The organism is Singulisphaera sp. GP187 (assembly GCF_900129635.1).
In the GTDB taxonomy this organism is placed as follows: Bacteria; Planctomycetota; Planctomycetia; order Isosphaerales; family Isosphaeraceae; genus Singulisphaera.
This window is the reverse complement of sequence record NZ_FSRB01000001.1, coordinates 5,790,670-5,810,425: the sequence shown is the minus strand read 5'-3', so window position 1 is coordinate 5,810,425 and position 19,756 is coordinate 5,790,670. Positions and strand designations below refer to the sequence as shown.

The following is a 19,756-nucleotide window of genomic DNA, read 5'->3' as shown; positions in this document are numbered from 1 at the left end:
AGAGCCCGGGAGACCGTTTTGATACAATACGGATTGAGGCGTCCGTTCGACTCTACGAGGGACTCGGCTTACCGTAGAGCACATCCTGAGGAAAATGGGGACGAGGCATTCCAGCCGGAACCACGGAGAGTACCGACATGCCAGATGTTGAAGAATTACTCAAACAACTTCGTGAACTGCCGCAGAGACAATACTCCGATCTGATCCGTAAGGTCGATGGGGAACGACGTGAGGCGGTCGAGCGAGAAGAGAGGGCACGCCCACCCGCGAGTGGGATGAGCCAACTCGAATTCGCCCAGTGGATCGGCCGCCGCCATTTCGCCGTCGATAAAGGGATCAGCCGGATCCTCTATCTGCCAAACGGGGCACCGGCCCAGGAAGTCCGATTGCTCGAGGTCAATGATCTGGCGCACATTCCGGAAAATGCTCCGATTGAAGCGATCGACTTCATGCCCGACATCGAAGGCGTGCCATATCAACTCTTCGTAGCGGATGTCACCCCTGGCCAGTTCGAGGCGATACGAGCCGGTCAATTGCCGCTTCCACCAGGGTGGATGCTGGAGGGCTTCCAGGCGATTTCCCCTGGTGAGCGATGAATGAGCAACAGCGTCTCTATCTCATCCAGGCCCGATCCGATCGAGCGGTTCTGCAACTGTTGGACTCACACTCTCTGCCGGCCTGCCACCAATTGCTCTATCTCCAAATGCTCACCGAGAAGCTGGCCAAAGCCTATTTCTGGCGGAACCCCGGAGTGAAGGTCCTTGGACACGCAGCATTCGTGAGATTCATCCGCTCGATCGCGACCAACCGTCGAATTGCCGAAGGAATCGGCTTCCGAGACTTGGTGAGTTTCGGAGAATGGATTGCTGATATTTCCGATTTAGCTTACGAACTCGAAAGACTGGCCCCGGCTCTCGCCGCGGACGGTCCAAATACGGAATACCCCTGGCCTCGCGCCTCGCCGACGAAAGCCCCGGCCGAGTATCCATTCGCAATTTCGATGCGTTTGAAATCGCGCAACGGCTTTACATTACTGAAAATGCTCGATGTCATCCTCGAGAACTTTGAGGATTGGTTTTAACTCAGGGGGAACTCGCCCGCCGAGCGGAGCACTTCGGCCCGAAGCCGCGGGGTGATAAAAAAGCGATAATCGTCTTGCAACTGATCCAGAAGCGGGGAGAGCGACTCGATTAGGCGACGTTGCTTGGCCTCCAGCAAAACGCCAAGGACGCCGAGCGGGGTCAGCCCAGCCCGTTTTGCCGCATGCCGGTCGGCTGCTTCATCTAAGAGAATCAGGTCCGCCCCCACTTCCAGAGCAAGGGCCAGGGCTTCTGACTCTCCCTCATCAAGCTTGAGAAGAAACCGAGTGACCGCCGTTCTGTCAGTGACAGCTTGAACCCGGATGAATGGGTATTCTCCCAAGTCGACGGTAGCCAGTCCTTTCGGCGAATTCCTGAGTTCTCTCTCCACGGCAGGTGGAACGACGACCTCGACGAACAGTTCGGGGAGAAGATCGAGGCGTTGGAGATTCGCGAGCGCTCGAATCGGGGAGGTGTCGCTCACAACAAGAATCACAGGAGATCCCTCAGACGCTCCAGCGCGGTGAGGTCGTCCGCCAAGTCTTGCTCGGTGGGACGGTAAACCGGGATCTTTCGGGACATCAATTCACCTTCGAAGTCGGCCCGGTTCAACCCGGCGAGCTTCGCGGCGGGCCAAAGCGCCAGCTTGCCGGCGTCGTACAGACGACAGGCGATTTCCACGATCGCCTCACGCTCGGTCAAGCCGGCCGCCTCCAAGGTCTCGTCAGGGATCACGACAGGCATCGGAACACTCCTCCGGCAACGGCAGGACGTGAGGTGACCCTTTCATTGTACAAGGATGACAACCGCGAAGGGTCCTTGGTTCAAACAATCACCTGCAACTTCCTGAGCCGCTCGATGGCCGCATCAAGGGTCGAGTCTTGCTTACAGAAGCAGAAGCGGATGTATTGCCGTCCCAGCGCTTTGTCATGGAAGAAGCTGGAGCCGGGGACGGTGGCCACGCCGAGGTCGCGGACCAGATGCCGCGCAAAGGCGACGTCGTCGGTGGTGCCGAAGGCTTCGATGTTGGCCATCACGTAGTAGGCCCCGTGCGGGGGGACGAGGTCGAAGCCGACGTCGAGTAAGGCCGAGCAGAGGCGATCGCGCCGGCCCTGGTAGTCGGCCGAGAGCTTGGTGTAGTAGTCGCGGGGCATCCGGTAGGCGAAGGCGCCGGCCTCCTGGAGCGGGGCCGCCGCGCCGATCGAGACGTAGTCGTGGACCTGGCGGAACGCGTGGGTCAGAGCCGGCGGGGCGATCATCGTCCCGACCCGCCAACCGGTCACCGAATAGGTCTTCGACATCCCGCCGATCGTCACCGAGCGCTCGCGCATCCCCTCGAGCGAGGCGAGCGCCACATGGGGCCGGCCGTCATAGATAATATGCTCATAAATCTCGTCGGTGATCGCGATGACGTCCCACTTGCGGCAGAGCGCGGCGACTTGTTCGAGCTCGGCGCGCGAGAAGACGGTGCCGGTCGGGTTGTTTGGATTACAGAGGACGATCGCCTTGGTCCGATCGTTAAAAGCGGCGGCCAGCTCGTCGGGGTCGAACGTCCAATCCGGGGCGTGCATCGGGAAGAACCGCGGGATCGCGCCGGCCAGCACGCAGTCGGGCCAGTAGTTCTCGTAGAAGGGCTGCGAGAGGATGACCTCGTCCCCTGGGTTGATCAGTGAAAGCAAGGCCACGAGCATCGCCTCGGTGCTGCCGCAGGTGACGGTGATCTCGGTCTCCGGGTCGACCGTCAGCCCGAGGTGCCAGCCGGCGTGCTCGGCGATCGCATGGCGCAAGCCCCGTGCGCCCCAGGTGACGGCGTACTGGTTGATGTCCGACTCGATGGCCCGGCAGGCGGCCGCTTTCAACTCGGGCGGGGCGGGGAAGTCGGGCATCCCCTGGGCCAGGTTGACGGCCTTGTATTTGGCCGCCTCGATCGACATGCCGCGGATCACGCTCTCGGTGAACCGCGTGGCCTTCTGCGAGAGCAGGGGGTGTTGCATCGGTCTTGCTTAACTTGATTGAGTGAGGATGAGACGCGCGGCGCGAAGGGCACGCCAAGCCCGCGAATGAGGTCGGCGTGTGGGGCACGCCGCCAAGGTGGATCGGCTCGGCGAGCGCTCGCGGAGCCACGCGCCCATTGTGGCCCAACCGGCTCGCATCCCGCAACACTCAGCCAATTCGCACGACCGCACCAGGCGGCCAATCCGTCACTACGCCTACCAGACGAACCTCGTGGCCAACCAGCCGGCCGATTCGGCATTGAAGGATCAAGCGGCGCGCCGATACAGAGGGCCAGACAATAGTGCTTAGGCGCACCGAATTCCCTTGGACAACCACCGTGGCCATCGCCTGGTTGCCAACAAACGGGGGGTGCGGTGCCTTCAGGATTGGATCAAGGAGGATCTCAGATGTCGGTTGATCGCAAGGAGGGCCGCCGGACGAACCATCGCGCGTTTCGGCCGACGCTGGAGCACGAGACGCTCGAGACTCGCGTCCTGATGTCAGGGAAGACGTCAAATTTGCCAGGTGCGGTATTCCTCAGGAATCCCAAGCCGGGCGTCGCCTTCGAGAACAATAACCCTCAGTTCCTCTCACCGGGCGCGCCTCGGTTCCCCGTCGCCCAATTCCCGCGCGGCAACAAGGTTGCGACCCGAACCGCCCACGGCGGCCAGAGCGTGATCGTCGCGGCTCCGGACGGCAGCCACTTCCGGATCAGCCTGACGCAGTTCATCCCCCCCGCGGGCCAGGGGCAATCGCAAACCGGGTCGGGAGCCAATGTCCCAGGGGCCCAGAACCCGATCCAGGGTCAGGTCCCCGGCGGGGGACCCGTCCAGCCGATCGGCACGGTCCGCGCCTATTCGATGTCCCGCGGACGGGTGGGATTGATCATTGACGGCACGACCACTCAGTCCGAACTCGACATCAGCCCACAGCCGTTCCCCCAGCGCAAGGGCTACGCGCACAGCTTCGCCTACGGCCAGACGAATCAGTCAAAGGTCCTCGACATCGGCCAGATCACCGTCAACAGCGGCCAGATCGGCGCGATCCTCGGCTTTCACACCGCCAACCTGTCCGGCCCCTTAGTCTCCCTGGGCACGACAGCCATCGATCGCATCGCCTTCAACAACCTGCTGCCGGGAGCGTCGATCCAGACGAATGGCGACCTGAACACACTTGACGTACTCAACAACGTCAAGCTCGATCGAGGCCCAGGGATCGTCATCGGCCGCGACCTGAACCTGTTCAACGTTGGCCAGAACCTGACCCTCCAGAACGGTGCTTCCCTCAACGTCGGCCGCTTCCTCGGCGCAACTCCTCAACCACCCAAGGGGACCGGGACAGGGTCGAACATCGTCGCCCTCAACCAATCTCTGGTCGGGAGCGGGACAAGCACCCTTGTCCCCGCAGTCTCAGGGTATGTCCAGGGCAACATCGTCATCGGCCCGGGCAGTCTCTTCTCCGCGGCGAGTGGGATCGCGGCGAGCTCCATCATCGGCACTTCCGCGGTGACCAACCAGCCAATCCCCAACCCCTCTGTCTTCCTCGTCAACGGCTCGGTAACCGTGAGCTCTCCCCGTCTCTCGGACCAGCTCGTCTCCCCGGCCTTAAACCCCTTCACCTTCGGCGTCAATATCGGTTCATCGACTCCTTCGGGCCAGGTCGCGAATTTCATCGCTCGAAGCGGCTTCGAACCGCCGAATCCCTGATCCCGACTCGCAACAGGTTCTCAGACACAAGCATGACCCCAGTCCACAGGCGTTTAAGCCGTTTGTGGACTGGGGTCGCTTTGCTCAACCCGACTGGGAATTGAAAGTCGAATGGCATGGACCGCCACGAAAATCCAAGACCGTAATATTTTTCTGACGACCGGGCCCTCACCAACGCAAATGCGTTTCCGGCTTACTTGTCCGCCCGAAACTCTCCCCGATCAGCTCGTGATCCCCTTGGTCAAGTGCATGAACGCCGTTTCGAGGTTGATCTCGTCTTCCTTGAACAGGGTCAAGTCGTAGCCTTGCTCGATCAGGCGGCTGGCCAGGAAGCTGTACTGCACGACCCCTTCGTTCATCTTGACGATCAGGACCCCGTTCTTGTCCTGAACGCTCTCGACCTCGGGCTGGTTCTCGAGCAGGTTGGCCGCGTCGGTCAGGCGGTCGGCCACGGCGATGTTCAGGACGATGTCGGTGCGGACCTGCTTCATCACGTCAACCACCGCGCCGTTGACGAGCAAGACGCCCTGCTCGATGATCCCGATCTTGTTGCAGATATCAGCAAGCTCGGGCAGAATGTGGCTCGACACCAGGATGGTCTTGCCCATCAGGCGGAGCTCTTTCAAGAGCGCGCGGATCTCGATCCGGGCGCGGGGGTCGAGGCCCGAGGCGGGCTCATCGAGCAGGAGGACCTGGGGATCGTGGAGGAGGACCCGCGCCAGGCCGAGCCGCTGGGTCATCCCGCGTGACAGGCTGGTGACCAGGGCGTCGCGTTTGTAGGTGAGGTCGACCAGCTCGAGCACCTCCTCGCAGATCTTCTTCCGCGCCGGGCCTTTGATCCGGTAGGCGGCAGCGAAGAACTCGAGGTACTCGATGACCTTCATGTCGTCGTAGACGCCGAAGAAGTCGGGCATGTAGCCGATCGCGCGGCGGATGTCCTTGGCTCCGGTGTAGATCGAGTAGCCGCAGACGGTGGCCTCTCCCCAGGTCGGGTTGAGGAGCGTGGCCAGGATCCGCATCGTCGTCGTCTTGCCCGCGCCGTTGGGGCCGATGAAGCCGTAGACGTCTCCCTTGTCGAGCGTCAGGTTGAGCCGGTTCAGGGCATACAGATCACCGTACATCTTGGTCAGGTCGTTGGTCTCGATCATCAAACCTCCTAGCGGCGGAAACTCCCGCCTTCAGGCGTGGGAAGGAGCCGCGTGAATTCTCGTGGTCAACGTGGTAGAGCGAGCTGCAATTCGCTTGCATGCCGTTGCCTTAGCGCTGTTATGGATCGCAATACCGTCAAGGGTCGCAATAGCGAAGTACCCGCTCGATCGCTTGCCTTTAACGAAACCGACCCCTTTCGGGGATTCAACGAGATCGAACTTGCGTAGCCCGAACAATTTGCCAGTTGGGGTTCGCTTCTCGCCACGCTTGCCGCTGGTTTGCTGGTAGTCGCCCTTGGAAACGTGACGCTTGCGATAGGTGACCGGGCGCGGCTCGACGACCTCACCGTCTCCGCAGCAGATCGCCACGGCATCAGCCGCATGGCTCTTGGGCCAGCCGAGGCATTGCTCACGTTTGTATTTGGTCTCGTAGCCGAACATCTCCTCGAACGACCAGCCGCTCTTCTTGAGCGATGCCTTGACGATGCCGATTTCGGTGGCGTGCTTCGTCTTGGATTTCTTCGCCAGGATCACGAATTTACCGGCGTGGAGATCGTCGTGGCACGACTCGCACAGGGTCAAAAGGTTCGAGGGGGTGTCAGTGCCTCCGTTGGACCGGAACGTGACGTGATGGACGTTAAGCTTCTGGGAATGCTTGACCTTTCGTCCGCTCTGGCAGGCGTAGTCGTCGCGATGAAGGACATACGCTTTGATGTTGTAGTAACCCTTCTGTGCGCCGTCCTGATAGCCAGCGCCATCGACGGCGAGGTTGGTGATCTTGTGGGTGTCGAAGGACGCAAGTTCCACCTTCCACCGCGTCACCGGCAGAATACTCGCGATAAAGTTCCGCTCGCGAAGGTGGCTCTCGATCTTGGATCGGATTGAAGGGGCCAGTCTCCCATCGGCTCGCATGGCGGCCCGGTTGTTCCACCTTGCGGGGCGATACCGGGTCTTCCTTGACCTTCGGTTTCGCCGGTACATGACTCTCTGTTTCATCTTCCCCGACACGTCGTCGCGGATCTGGACCTCCGCCTGATAGACGACCTTCCCGTTGGCGACGGCCGCGGCCCCGATGGACTTGCTGCCGGCATCCATTCCGGCCACGACCTCCTGCCTGTAGCCGCTGGCCCCAAACAGCAACTTAATCGTGAACGGGTCACGGCGGATGACCTTGGCCTTGCCCTGCTTGAGCAAGTGCCTTGCCTTGGCGGGCGAGCATGGCATAAGCGGCTCGCCCTTGTGATTCAGAACAAAGGCTAACATGAAGCCTCTCCTCCCTTGCGGGGTGATGCGTCGCCGCCTGCCTGTGACCAGCATGCGGCTCCGACTTCCTCTCGACCTGATATTCGGGGGTTTTCGCCGGCAACACTGCCCCTCACCCGCAGGACTGTTTAATTGCCGACCGCAGAGCAACCGACTGAGGCGATATCTGTTGGTGCCTATGGATTCCCCGGTATCGTCTGCCGGCATTTCGGCCGGCGGTCTGGTAAGCACGGGCTTTTTCTCAAAAGCCCCCGGCTTCAGCCGTGGGGTTGCTTACGGAGCCTGCTCTCTCATCTCGATGGAGTGCGTGGGAAGAAGCACGCCGTCGGCCAACCGGGTTGCAACGTAACGTATGGCACACGCCCTGGAAACGTCTTGGCTCATTTCTTGGCGCCACTCGTGTCGAGCGGCAAGATCACGCGGAGCAGCGTGGTCTGATCGACTTGCGGGGGACTCGGGGCATTGTCCAACACGAGCCGCGAGGACGCCCGGTCAATCCGGGCCACGAGCATCGGCCGGTCCAATTGCAGCAGGCCGGTCAGGTCGAGGTCGTTGAGCGCGTTGCTGGCGACCGCGGAGTCGGACGCCGAGGCCGCCACCGCGTCGTGGAACATCAGGCCGAGCAACAGGTCGGCCCGGTTGATCGGGGCACCGTTGCCGGCGTCATAAGAGGGCTGCTGGGGGAGATAGTTATGGATCTTATCCCGGATGTGCCCCGACAACTGGCGGTCCTGGCTGAGCGCGACCCGGACGGTGGCACCCGGCTCAATCTTCCGAACATCGGTCCCCGGCTCAACCGTCCCCAGCAGGTAGATCTGCCGGTTGTAGGCGAGAATGGCGTCGTACAGCGGGACTCCCACGCGGTTGGTCACCGCGCCCTCCAGGCGGTCAGGCCCGGCCGGCCGGAGATCGGACTCGATCAAGGGGGTTGCCGGGCCCGGTCCGAACCAGCGGCCCGTGAGACACTTGGTGCTCCAGATCGGGATCCGCACCCCTTCGAGTTTCTCGGCCCCGCCCGCGGGGAGATACTCGTAGCCGCCGCTGGAGAAGCTCATCTGCGAGCGGTTACCCATCCCGCCGAAGCCCGCCTCGGGGACGCCGAACCAGCTCACCATCACGTCGGTGCCCGCCGGCAGGCGCGGGGGGGCATCGCCGTTGCTCGCGGGGGCTTCGCGATCGAGCGGCAACGGGATGATCGACGCGGAGTAGTCGCGATTCTGCGGGCTAAAGATATCGAGATAGGTACTCCCCCGAATCAGGCCCGACGCCGGGACGGAATTCTCGGGGCCAGGCCCTTGGAGGACGTCGACGACGTCGACCTTGTTGATGCGGAGCACGTTCCCTTTCACGACGTAGGCTGCGTAGTAAGCAAGCAGGCTCACCGTCACCACGATCAAGGGGAAGGTGATCCAGGTCAACTCCATCCGCTTGACCACCTTCTTGAGGAACAGGTAGTCCCCCGGCCCGATCAGGAGGATGTAGAGGAAGATGAAGAAGGCGACCCAGCCGAACGAGATCAGCTTGACCCCCTGGAATTGCTCGAGCGCCTCGCGGAGCTTGGTCGAAAGGTCGCGCACGCCCGACTGATAGATCCGCCCGGCGCCGACGGCCGGGTTGGCACTGTTGGTGTCGGAGTTCAAGCGGCGGAGGCCGATCGCGCGGACCCAGAAGAGGCCCCGGTCTTCCCAGGCCGAGAACGGTTTCTGATCGACGTCGAGGGCGATGAGCGTGACCCGGCCGAAGCCGTGCGAGCCGCGAACGACCAGCGGAGCGCCGACCGCCCGGCTGAGCACCTTGCCCCCCGTTCTTCGATCTCCTCCAGCTTCGCGACCATCACCGCCGCGCCACTGGAAGAAATCGGCTTGGTCGAGCCACTGGCGAACGACTCGATCGCCCCCAGGTCGTTGACCCGCTGTAGGCCGGTCGGCAAGGCGGGCAGGATCGGCGTGAGCACGCTGTCGCTCACCGCCTGCCAGTTGGCCCCGACCGAGACCACGAGGTGCCCGCCGCGGCGAACCCAGTCGACCAGGGCCCGTCCCCGGAGCGCATCGAGCGACGCCATGACCGCGTGGTCGTTCGTGTCGAGCACCACCGCGCGGGCGGAGTCATAGCCGTACCAACGCCCCGGCAGATATCCCCCGGCCGCGTCCACCCGGGCAATCACGGTACCTCGGTCGGGCGTCGTCTGATCGACGGTAAACCCCGGGAGGGTCGGGATCAGCTCGACCCCTTGCGGCTTGCCGAGGGTCAGCACCAACGTCTCGTCCGCTCGGATTGCGTCGAACTTCGCCAGCGACGTCCCGGCGATCCGAGGCATCCGCACCTTGCGGTTCGGATCCGTGAGCCGGATGTCGAAATCGGGGTCGATCGTCCCGGGACGGGTGTAGGTCGTGAACCGCTGGCTCTCCCCCGCCCCCAGGTCAATCGCCTGGCGGACCGCGGTCGGCGTGTCGTTATCGTCGGGAACGACCAACTCCATCGACCCCGTGAACCGCTGGTCCCCTGCCTTGAGCTGGACCCAGACCGGGGTCCACGCGCCCACCTTGAACAGGTTGTTCGAGCTCCCCGTGGTGAACCCGACCCGCAAGTTCTCCACCTCGATCGGCGGCCGCTTCGGCGCTCCCCACACGGTGGCGGGCAGGACGCCCGCCAGCGCCACGACCGCCGCCAACGGCCAACGTCCCAGACGAGGTTGCATGATGCACGTTCCTTGAGGATCGAGTCGAGACGAGTCGAGCGGTCGCAAATAGGTCTCGTAGGGTGGGCAAGGCCCACCAGGTTTTTGATTTGGTGGGCCTTGCCCACCCTACGGGATCAAGATCAAGGCTTCTCAGACGGGTCGCAAACACAGGGAACGGCGCAACATCCCGGACAGGCCGTCCCATACTTTCTCTGAACGGCTGCCTCGAGGTCGACCCCTCGGATATTGGCCAAGGTCACCAGCCACGCCAGCACGTCGGCCATCTCCAGGGCGAGCTCCTCGTCCGTGCCCGACCGCAGCGCGGTCGCCAGTTCGCCGAACTCCTCGCTCAGCCAGAGAAAGGTGGCCGCATCCCCCCGCGCCTCGTCCTTCGCGCCATACATCGCGCGGATCTGCCGTTGTAAGGCGCCGATCGTCAAACCACCACGACCTACCGTTTGTTCGTTCATCGCACCTAGATCTTACAAAAGTCCTTAGCTCGAATGCAAATCCCAAAAGGAGGCCCCCAAGGGGAAAGCACGAGGCGCATTCTGTAGGTTTCGCTTCAACCCGCGATTTTGTTCAAAACGACTCGGCCGGACTGGCCGCCGAATCGCGTCGATCGGTGCGAACACGGTGTCCCGGTAGAGTTTACGTGTCGACCCAATCCGCCGCAAGAGCCGAGCCGCCGCGCCGAGACTTCGGCGACGGAGTGGCTCGAGTGCGAACCCGCCCAGCGCGTGCTTGAACTCAAACGGATCTGAGCGCGCCATTCCCTGAGGTTGTGGGCACTCCACCCCCAAATTCCATTCTATATACAAAGCCGACATAAACAGACCCACTGCCCCGAGGACCAACGACGCATCCTCACCTGCGGCATTCCCAACAGGAACGTTCGGGTCGAGTGGTTGCCCGCGGCTGCTCCCGGGGTCGATCCCGTGTGGGAGTTGCAGCGATACGAACTGGTGAGGACCGGCGACCCGCAGGGGGCAATTCACTTCCTGCGAGAGACGCGAGGCCTGTCCCGCAACGAGGCGATGAAGAAAGTGGCGGAAGTCGCCGCCGGACTGGGGATCAAGGAGGAGTTGAAGATCTGGGACCATGAACCAAGAAGGGAACGGCGGTGGAACGAAAACCTCAGCGGAATGGCGGCCATGCGCCCAAACATGGCAAATTTTCAAACTTGAATAAGTCGTCAAATCAAACATTCTACAATTCATATGCGATGAAACTCCCAGAGACCCCAATGAAAGTACCTGGCCACTCAATCTCTCCCTTGACAGCCAATGCATGCACGCTAGGATTGATTTTGGCCAAATCCGTCCTCTCTCGCTCGGAGGCCTTCAACGATGCTTGCGCCCGTTCTCGTCGGCTCCGTCTTGCTCCTCACTATTGCTGCTGATCAAGATATCAGGGCGTCTCATTTCAGCGATTACGAGGCCGCCAGGGCCAACGTCGGCCGGGATCCCGACGCCCATGTCAGGCTCGCACTCTGGTGCGAGGCTCACGGGCTTCAAGCCGAGCGGCTCAAGCATCTCGCCATTGCGGTCATCGCCAACCCGCGGCACTCCTTGGCGCGAGGGCTAATGGGGCTGGTCGAATACCGCGGACGATGGCAGCGACCGGAGTCGATCGGCGAAGGGGTGAAGAACGACGCCCTGCTCGCCGAGTATCGAGACCGCAGGGCCAAGACCAAGGACGACCCCGACGCGCAGTGGAGCCTCGCCCTCTGGTGCGACGAGCATGGCCTGAAGGCCGAGGCCGCCGCCCACTTCACGGCTGTCGTCAAGCACGCTCCCCATCGGGATGCCGCCTGGAAGCGCCTCGGGTTCAAGAAACAGGGCCAACGCTGGGTCACCGAAGCCCGACTCGCCGAGGAGAAGGCCGAGGCCGATCGCCAAAAGCAGGCCGACCGCCACTGGAAGCCAGTGCTCGAGAAGTGGCGTGACGGGCTCGGCGGCAAGAGCGCCAAGCGGCGGGCCGAGGTCGAGACGGCCCTCGCCGAACTCACCGATCCCCGCGCCGTGCCGGCGCTCTGGGCCGTCTTCGCCACCGGCAACGCCGAACAGCAAGCGGTGGCCGTGCGAGCCCTGGGGCACATCGACGCCCTCGCGGCTTCGCGATCGCTGGCGATGCTGGCCGGCTTCAGCGACTCGGCCGAGGTGCGCCGGACGGCGACCGAGACCCTCAAGCGACGAGACCCACGAGAATACGCCGACATCCTAATCAAATTCTTGCGCGACCCGATCCAGTACAAGACGCAGACGGTGGGGGGGCCCGGTATGCCAGGGACCCTGTTCATCGCGGGGGAACGCAAGAACATCCAGAGGCAGTACGTTCCGCCCCCGATGCCTCGACTGAACATGTTCAATCCTGCGTCAATCGATGTTCTTACCTATGATGTGAACGGCTTGCCGATGATCGTTCGCGGGATGGGAATCTCGGGATACGTCGTGCCGGCAGGGCCTTACGGCTATGTCGCCGTTGGCGATATCGCCAAGGGCGCCAGCACGACTGCCTCCCCATCCAACGTGATTCAGAACCTGATCCGGGATCCCGCTCACGCGGCCACGACCCTTTCCGCCGCCAACGCCCAGAACCAACCGAACCCCTTGGACCGGTCGAGAGCGCTGGCCATCCAGGGGGTGGGGGTTACAGGGGCCAATCCCGCGGGACAAACCATTCAGATCGGCCAGGCCATCCTTGAGACCCAGAACGCCGCGGCCTCGCTCCAGCAGCAGCTCGAGTCGGATGTCGCCGCTCTCGAACGGTCCAACGCCGAGACTCGCGAACAGAACGGCCGGATCGGCCAACTCCTGAACGAGGCCACCGGCCAGGACCTCGCCGCCAATCCCAGTGCCTGGCAGGGGTGGTGGATCGACCAACTCGGCTACGCCCAGAAACCAAGGTACGAGCAACCCAAGCCCACCTACGTTGAGGTGGTGTCCCGCCCGCTCCCCCCGGTCGCCGGGTTTGAGGACAATGAAAACGGGTACGTCCGGCGGATCAGTTGCTTTGGCGCCGGCACTCCGGTCCATACGCTCGCCGGGATCCAGCCGATCGAATCGCTCAACGAGGGCGACCGAGTGCTCACCCAGAACCTGAAAACAGGAGCACTGGGTTACCAGCCGATCCTCGTCGTCCATCGGAATCCACCGAGCCCGACCTACCGCATCGCACTTGGCGACGAAACCGTCATCAGCAGCCATTTCCACCGCTTCTGGAAGGCGGGCCAAGGGTGGGTCATGGCGCGTGACCTGGCGCCGGGCGACACGGTTCGCACCCTCGGCGGCCTCGTTCGGGTCAAATCCATCGATCCCTCGGACGTCCAGCCCGTCTTCAACCTCGACGTGGCCGACGATGCCGACTTCTTCGTCGGCCGCCAAGGGGCCCTGGTCCACGACAACACGCTGCCCGCCTTGCGGCAGGCTCCGTTCGATGCTCCGCCCAGCAGCCTCAAGACCTCAACGGCGGCAGCCAGTCTGGTCCCTCGATAAATCAGCTCGCGCACCGCGTAAGGATCGACATTTCCAATACATAACTACAGGCGTTACTGGATTCTTGCTGGAACCGCGCTCAACCGGCAAGATCCTCAAGCGGGCAGGCGTCTGGCGAAGCCACGAGCGGGCGGAATGGTGGGCAGACACATACAGAAGGTAATTCTCGTCGAGGAGAAATCGCCCGAGGATCATGCCTTTCAAGGCGACGGGAGCGTGAGACGGAAGTAGCCACCGTCGGGGATGGCTTCAACGTGGTCGTCGCCGCGCCGATATCCCCGCTCTTCGGGGCAAAAAAAAGGGGGGGGGGAGATTCGGAGCCGAAAACAACAATCAAATTTTGATCACCTTTTTATTACAACTTCCAACTTCTTTTGATTCATTGGATGACCGTTCACATCGGGACTTGCCGGTATCACGGGGTCCTGGGTGACGCATGATCGAGACTCGAACGGCCGGCTTCGTCTCCTTCTCTCCGGGGCGACCATGACAGACCCGCAGCATTTATCGCGACCAAGACCCTGGGGGCGATTCGTCTTGCTTGCGATCGCAGCCTCGCTGGTGGGCCTCTCCACGCGGGTGATCCCGCGCGTCTTCCCGGTGGCCGCCCGGGCGGTCCGCAAGGTGATGCCGATCCCGCAGGACACGGCGAAGATCGAAACGCGGCGCCGCGAGTTCCAGGAGTGGACTCGCCGGACGGTCCGCGAAGCGTACGACAAGGTCGGCAAACAGGACCTCCGGTGGAATGAACAGGCCCATGAGGCGCTGGAACTGGCCACGCGTCTGTTCAGCCAGCAGGTCGACCCCGAGGTCTCGCTGATCGACGTCCATACGCCGGCCAAGGCCGCCATCGCCGCCGGGTGCGACGACCCGTACCTGGTCTATCTCGACCACCGCTCCTCGGTCGGGCCGCACGACCCCGGCGAGCAGGAGATGATCCGACGGATGAAGGTCGCGGCCAGGGGGCTGGCGGCCAGTCGTTATCCCGCCTTCCGTCGCGCGATGGCCCTCCAGGTGGCCGGCACCTACGGGCTCATTTCCAATGCAGCGGGGGCTCGAAAGGAGGCCGAGCGCGATTTCGATGCCTCGCTCGCTCTCCTCCCCGAAAGCATCGCCGAAGACGAGCGGAACGAGTTCTGGGAGGCGCGCTGGTTCGAGAACCTGAGCTCCTTGATCGCGGGTTATCGTGGCCTCGATATCGCCGCGCCGGCGGCCTACGAGCGGGTCGACGCCAAGCTCGCCCAGATCCCCGAGCTGACGGTCCTCAGGCTCCAGTTGCGCGGGTACTTCTGGTTCCATTATGGCTGGGAAGCCCGGACGCAAGCGTTCGCCCCCAACGTCCCCGTCGGCGGCTTCGACACGTTCGAGAAGCATCTGGAGGTCGCCCAAAAAGCACTCAACGAGGCCTGGAAGCTCCGGCCCGATGCGCGGACGGCGGAATACCTCCTCGAGATCGAGAAGGGGATCGGCGGCGACCGCGACACGATGGAGCTCTGGTTCGATCGGGCCTTAACGGCCGACGGCGACCAGTACAACGCCTGCTTCACGAAACTCGACTGGCTCGACCCCAAGTGGCACGGCACGGCCGAGGAGATGCTCGCATTCGGCCGCGCATGCCGCGCGACCAAGAACTGGCGGGCGGGGATCACCCTCCTCTCCGGCGACGCCCATCTCCGCTACTACAGCAAGCTCTCGCCCTGGCAGCAGGCGAGATACCTGGGTTCGCCCAAGGTCTGGCCCGAGATCAAGTCGGTCTACGACGAATACCTGATGCATCGCCCGTCCGACGACCTCACGCGAAGCAAGTACGCCGTGCTCGGCTATCTCGCCGGCCGATATCCCGAAGCCCACGCCCAATTCGAGGAGCTCGGCGATCGCCTCACCGCCTGGCCGACCTTCCCGTATTACCCTCTTGAGACCATGAAGGGGATGCGATCCAAGACCGCGGCAATCGTCGCAAGTAAGCCCCGCCCGGAGCAGCCTCCCATTCGCAAGCCCGACGGTCCCGCCCTGCAGTAGTCACACGCCAAGACACCGTTCAGCTCGCTCCACCAACCAACCTGGCCCGAAGCAGGTTGCGTTCACCGTAGCGGTGGACCACGCGAGGATGGTCCTCAGCCAGGTTCGAAACCCTTTTGAACTGTCCCTGCCAGCCACATCCATGGGAATGGTCATGCCGGAGATGGCAGCGAATGTGAGCGCGGAGCCGCCATTACATCCACTCCATGTTAATTCCAACAATATAGCTTAAATGGCACAACGAACAGATCCTGGCACTTTTTGACGCGTGACCGCCATCATCACGGCATCGGCGGATCGGGCTCGACAGGCACCCAGGGCTCCCGCGCGGCCTTGGCATACTTCGCGGCCAGCTTCCTGTGAGACTCGACGAGCGCGCCGTACTCCGCCAAATTCTTCGCAGCGAGCCCGGCTTGGCGATTCTCGCCATCGGCGATGAGCCCGTACCGGTATTGCTTGTAGGACTCGGTGCTTTTCCCTTCAAGCCCCTTCAAGAATACCTTTTGGGACGGGTCCAATCCGTCAGGGATCCGTCCCGCGATGAGTTCCTTCGCGTTGTCGGCTCGCTTCAGATCGACACGGCTCTTCTCGATCTGACTCTGAAAAAAGTCCACCATCGCGCGTGCGGCTCGATCTTTCTCGTGATAGATCCGGGCCAGGCCGCTGTAACGCGCTGACTGGGTTCCAAGACCGAAGAGGAGCGCAACGTACGCCACGAGGATCATCACGGTTCGCATCCGGAACCGGAAGTTCCGAATCGAAGGCTTCGAGGCCCCCGGTTGAAGGCTCATCGAGTAGCCAAATAACAGGCCCAGGTAGGGCCACCAGAGCAGGGTCGGGATCAACGTCTCCGCGAGAAATGGCCAACCGCGCCAGACGAAGTCGAGGGCCGTCGCCATGAGCGAGATGGCGATCCCCGCGCCGAAGCCGATCCCCATGAATCGCCGGCTCCGCTGGCCACGCGCGTCGGCCTCTTCCGGAGGCAGCGGCTCCACCGAGAAAAAACCGGAGGGACGCACCCAGGTTCGGGCATGCGGATGGCGGTCATAAAACCAACCAATCCCAATACCTATGAGCGGATAAAGAAGCAGGTACACTGGCAATGCCAACTCATAGAGATCCCTCCCACGGAGCAGGTATTCCCCCCCCACGCTCACGCCCCCGAGCAATCCCCCCCCGACCAGTCCACTGAGTGCGAAACGGAGCCACGTTTGCTTCGGTGGAGAACCGGTAGGATGGTCCAGAAGTCTTGTTGTCTCGGACACAAGGCCTACTCTCGTCTTCTCTTGAGGGTACAACGACTGCCAAAGGGTTTCGCGGGAACCCACCGGGGAAAGATCGACCCAAGATTCCAGCCCTGGCGATTGAGCTGTCACCCCTTCGGGTTGCAAGGCCCCCGCCCGTCGAAAATCGGCGTGGATCTGACTCTTCTGTCTCTCTGCAAGCTCCGCTCTCAGCTCAGTCGCTGATTTCCTTGCGCAACTCCTTGGCCTCAGGATGGTCGGGGTCATCCTTGAGCAAGGTATCGAGAGTCGCCTTGGCCGCGTCGCGGTTGCCGAGGCCGAGCTGGGCCTTGGCGAGCTTGACTTTGAGGTCGTTGGGTCGCTTCGCTTTCAGCTCGATCGCGGTCTGGTATTCCTCGATGGCCGGGGCGTACTTCTTCTGAGCGGCCAGGGCGTCGGCCAGGAAGAGGTGGCAGGCGGGGTCGTAGACGTTGACGTAGAGGCACTCCATCGCCCATTTCTCGGCCAGGTCGGGTTGCTTGGCGGCGAGGTGACGCTCGGCCAGGGCCTTGCGGACGTCGAGGTCGTCGGCGTCGTTGTCGGCGATCATCGCCAGGTCAGTCAGGAACTTGGCGTCGTTCTTCTGCCGCAGGTGGACGCGCGCCAGGCCGGCGATCCACTTGGTGTGGACCGGGTCGTCGCGGCGGGCGAGCTCGTAGAGCCGCTCGGCCTCGTCGAGCTTCCCTGCCTTCAACTGGAGCTCGGCAAGCAGGTCGATCACCCGTTCGTTGGGCTTGTTCGGGTCAAGGGCCGGCTCGAGGACCGCGAGCGCGCTCTCTTCGTCGCCGATCGTGACCAGCAAGCGGGCCTTGACGTAGCTGGCCAGGGGCTGATGGGGTACGGCCTTGAGCGCCTTCTCGGCGAACGGGCGTGCCTCCTTGAGGTCGCGGCGGGCGAAATGCTCGTAGGCCATCCGCGCGTTCAGGTCGGCATCGTCCGGCTTCTCCTTGAGCATCCGCTCGAGTTGCGAGAACTTGATCGGCTTCTCGTCGTTGACCCGGGTCCGGATCGTCTTGACCACCTCGTCGAGCGAGGTCAGGTACTCCGCCTCGAAGTCGGCCTTCTCCACGTGGAAGCAGGCGGCGATCGCCCGGTCGGTCGTCAGGCCGCGGCGGTAGGCGCCGAGCATCTTGATCAGGGCGTCGGAACCAAACCGCTTGAGCATGTATTGCGCGTAGAGCTGGGCCTGGCAATACGCCATCTGGCGGTCGTCGGGCTCCTTGGGGCGGATGAACCCGAGGTTGATCGTGTCGAGGTTCAGCAGCTTCGAGCGGCTCGGCACGCGTTCCAAGAGCAGCTTGTTCCACTCCTGGGGGCGGGGGAACCCCTCGCTCTCGACGGCCAGGGCCTCGGTGTACCAGTGCGGGATGTTGAAGTCGGTCTGTTGTAAAGTGATGACGTGAACGAGTTCGTGCTTGAGCACCCGGGCCCAGTTGAACGGCTTGCCGGTGGCGCGCGGGCTGGCCAGGGCGACCACCTTGCCCGTGCAGGCGCCGACGGTCGGGATGAACGGCAGGCCGATCGTCCGGCCGCTGAACCACTTGTGGTCCTTCAAGATCTCGATCTGGGTCATCTCGGGCGGGGAGTAGCCGAACCGGGTGGTCAGTTCGCCGTGGATTGACTCGAGGTAGCGGCCCATGTACTTGCCGAGCAACTCGTCCTGCTTGGGGTCGACCAGGACACTGTAATGCTCGGTGAGGATCGGCTTGTAGGATGCCATGTGCTTGAGCACGAGCATCTGGTTGTTGGCGCGGACGTTGAACGGGTCGGCGGCGAAGGCGGCCTGAAAGAGATCGCGCGCCTCGTTCTCGCGGCCGATCTGCATGTAGAGCATTCCGAGCCCGATCGGCGCCTCGGCGCGGCGGGGGTCGGCGGCCGCGGCGAGCAGGAAGGCGCGTTCGGCCGAGTGGTATTTACGACGGTCGGCCAGGCGTTCGCCGAGGGCGGCGTAGAATGTGGCCGGCCTCGGGTTGTCGCCCAGAGCGAGGGCCTCGGCCACCGCAGCGCCGACCGGGTCGACCAGCAAGCGGAACGAGGCGGCGAGTCGGGCCAGGGCGTCCTGGTCGTGCCGGTTCTCGGCGACCGCCTTTTGAGCGGCGGCCAGGGCGTCGGTGAACCGTTCGTCGGAAATGTTCAGGTCGGCCAGCAAGATGTGCGCGGGGGCGTACCGCGGGTTGATCGCCAGGGCGCGCTCGACTTTGGCCCGGCCGGCGGCGAGCTTGTACCCTTGGAGGTCGGCGTTGCCGAGTGTGACCAGGACTTCGGCGGCCTGCGGGTTGATCTTCATGGCGCGGGCGAGTTCCTTCGCGGCCGCGGCCTCGTTGTAGCCGGAAAGGAACAAGCGGCCCTCGAGCCAGGGGGCCTGCCAGCATTGGGGGTCGGCCTTGAGCGCTCCTTCGTAGATCTCGTTGATCACGTCGTTGAGCGACTCGCTGAGCTCGTCCCCCCGCGCCATCGCCCGGTAATAACGCTCGGAGGCCTGGCCGACGATCAGGAGCGCCTCGGCGTCCTTGGCGAGATCGGCCTGGTGCTCGTTGTACCGGTCGATGAACCATTTCCAGGCATCGACCGCGGGATCGAGTTCGCCCCGCGCCTCCAGGAGGCGGGCCTCGACCCAACGCGCAGCGATGTGGTCGGGATCGACCTTCCGGGCCCGTCGCGCGGCCGAAGCGGCCGCTTCCCAGTCGCCGCGCGCGAGTTGGAGGTCGGCCACCCGGGCGGCGAGGTCGGCGTTTTGGGGCTGTTGCGCCGCGAGGTCGGTCAGCGCGGCGACGGCCCTCTCGACCTCGCCTTGGCTGGCCAGACAGTCGGCCTGGCCGAGCACGGCCTTGGCGCGAACGGGCGCGGGGAGGTCGTTCCCGTTGAGGATCGCCTCGTACGCCTCCTGAGCCTCGGCGTAGCGGCCGTTCTGCAAAAGTTGCCGGGCCTCATCGAGCCCGTCGGAACCAGCCACCACGGTCACGAGCAAAGTCAGTAGAATCTCGCGGAGCATACCCACCTCCTGTTCCTTTCCACGCTAACATAGGGGCCGGAGGAAATGAACCACCGAACCGCATGCGGCGACACGGATCAAGGCGAGGTCGAAC

At 63.3% G+C, this 19,756-nt stretch carries 15 protein-coding genes; 6 read left to right on the top strand and 9 right to left on the bottom strand.

Features of this window, described 5'->3' with window-relative positions; genetic code table 11:
• The first annotated feature begins 137 nt into the window (after positions 1–137).
• Both BUS42_RS22755 and BUS42_RS22750 read left to right on the top strand, forming a co-directional pair.
• Complete coding sequence (locus tag BUS42_RS22755) at positions 138–596, top strand: hypothetical protein (RefSeq protein ID WP_074309940.1); 459 nt, start codon at positions 138–140, stop codon at positions 594–596.
• Complete coding sequence (locus tag BUS42_RS22750; protein WP_074309938.1) at positions 593–1,081, top strand: hypothetical protein; 489 nt, start codon at positions 593–595, stop codon at positions 1,079–1,081. Before BUS42_RS22755 ends, BUS42_RS22750 begins: the two co-directional genes overlap by 4 nt.
• Here BUS42_RS22750 and BUS42_RS22745 read toward each other — a convergent pair.
• From BUS42_RS22745 to BUS42_RS22735, 3 genes are all read right to left on the bottom strand, one after another.
• Complete coding sequence (locus BUS42_RS22745; RefSeq protein ID WP_159452280.1) at positions 1,078–1,563, bottom strand: PIN domain-containing protein; 486 nt, start codon at positions 1,561–1,563, stop codon at positions 1,078–1,080. The two genes, BUS42_RS22750 and BUS42_RS22745, sit on opposite strands and share 4 nt — an antisense overlap.
• Positions 1,564–1,571: 8 nt before the next feature.
• Positions 1,572–1,823 carry a UPF0175 family protein gene (locus BUS42_RS22740; RefSeq protein ID WP_074309936.1) on the bottom strand — a complete coding sequence of 84 codons (252 nt, stop codon included), beginning with the start codon at positions 1,821–1,823 and terminating at the stop codon, positions 1,572–1,574.
• An 80-nt stretch (positions 1,824–1,903) separates the two neighbouring features.
• Positions 1,904–3,073 (bottom strand): pyridoxal phosphate-dependent aminotransferase, encoded by a 1,170-nt coding sequence (locus BUS42_RS22735; RefSeq protein ID WP_074309934.1) that lies wholly within the window; start codon positions 3,071–3,073, stop codon positions 1,904–1,906.
• Positions 3,074–3,481: 408 nt separating this feature from the next.
• On the opposite strand from BUS42_RS22735, the gene BUS42_RS22725 reads away from it, so the two are divergent.
• Positions 3,482–4,780, top strand: coding sequence for a hypothetical protein (locus BUS42_RS22725; RefSeq protein ID WP_074309931.1), 1,299 nt, complete (start codon positions 3,482–3,484; stop codon positions 4,778–4,780).
• A gap of 221 nt (positions 4,781–5,001) precedes the next feature.
• Here BUS42_RS22725 and BUS42_RS22720 read toward each other — a convergent pair whose 3' ends face one another.
• From BUS42_RS22720 to BUS42_RS22705, 4 genes are all read right to left on the bottom strand, one after another.
• Positions 5,002–5,928 (bottom strand): ABC transporter ATP-binding protein, encoded by a 927-nt coding sequence (locus BUS42_RS22720; RefSeq protein ID WP_074309929.1) that lies wholly within the window; start codon positions 5,926–5,928, stop codon positions 5,002–5,004.
• 30 nt (positions 5,929–5,958) lie between these two features.
• Complete coding sequence (gene iscB, locus BUS42_RS22715; protein WP_074309927.1) at positions 5,959–7,191, bottom strand: RNA-guided endonuclease IscB; 1,233 nt, start codon at positions 7,189–7,191, stop codon at positions 5,959–5,961.
• A 380-nt stretch (positions 7,192–7,571) separates the two neighbouring features.
• Positions 7,572–8,984 carry a hypothetical protein gene (locus tag BUS42_RS45290; RefSeq protein WP_254053673.1) on the bottom strand — a complete coding sequence of 471 codons (1,413 nt, stop codon included), beginning with the start codon at positions 8,982–8,984 and terminating at the stop codon, positions 7,572–7,574.
• 1,027 nt (positions 8,985–10,011) lie between these two features.
• A complete protein-coding gene (locus tag BUS42_RS22705; RefSeq protein WP_074309925.1) occupies positions 10,012–10,341 on the bottom strand; it encodes a MazG nucleotide pyrophosphohydrolase domain-containing protein in 330 nt (109 codons plus the stop codon).
• Positions 10,342–10,908: 567 nt separating this feature from the next.
• Here BUS42_RS22705 and BUS42_RS43795 point away from each other — a divergent pair.
• The 3 genes from BUS42_RS43795 to BUS42_RS22685 all read left to right on the top strand — a co-directional run bounded on the left by BUS42_RS43795 (position 10,909) and on the right by BUS42_RS22685 (position 15,387).
• Positions 10,909–11,058 (top strand): hypothetical protein, encoded by a 150-nt coding sequence (locus BUS42_RS43795; RefSeq protein WP_159452279.1) that lies wholly within the window; start codon positions 10,909–10,911, stop codon positions 11,056–11,058.
• Positions 11,059–11,220: 162 nt separating this feature from the next.
• Positions 11,221–13,368: a polymorphic toxin-type HINT domain-containing protein gene (locus BUS42_RS22690; RefSeq protein WP_074309918.1), complete on the top strand. Its 2,148-nt coding sequence runs from the start codon at positions 11,221–11,223 to the stop codon at positions 13,366–13,368.
• A gap of 537 nt (positions 13,369–13,905) precedes the next feature.
• A complete protein-coding gene (locus BUS42_RS22685) occupies positions 13,906–15,387 on the top strand; it encodes a hypothetical protein (RefSeq protein WP_074309916.1) in 1,482 nt (493 codons plus the stop codon).
• 281 nt (positions 15,388–15,668) lie between these two features.
• Here the strand turns inward: BUS42_RS22685 and BUS42_RS22680 are convergent, their stop codons facing one another.
• Together BUS42_RS22680 and BUS42_RS22675 are read right to left on the bottom strand one after the other, a co-directional pair.
• The gene (locus tag BUS42_RS22680) at positions 15,669–16,652 is read right to left on the bottom strand and encodes a hypothetical protein (protein WP_254053672.1); all 984 of its coding nucleotides are present in this window, start codon (positions 16,650–16,652) and stop codon (positions 15,669–15,671) included.
• Between the two features lie 193 nt (positions 16,653–16,845).
• The gene (locus tag BUS42_RS22675; protein ID WP_074309913.1) at positions 16,846–19,662 is read right to left on the bottom strand and encodes a tetratricopeptide repeat protein; all 2,817 of its coding nucleotides are present in this window, start codon (positions 19,660–19,662) and stop codon (positions 16,846–16,848) included.
• Positions 19,663–19,756 lie beyond the last annotated feature (94 nt).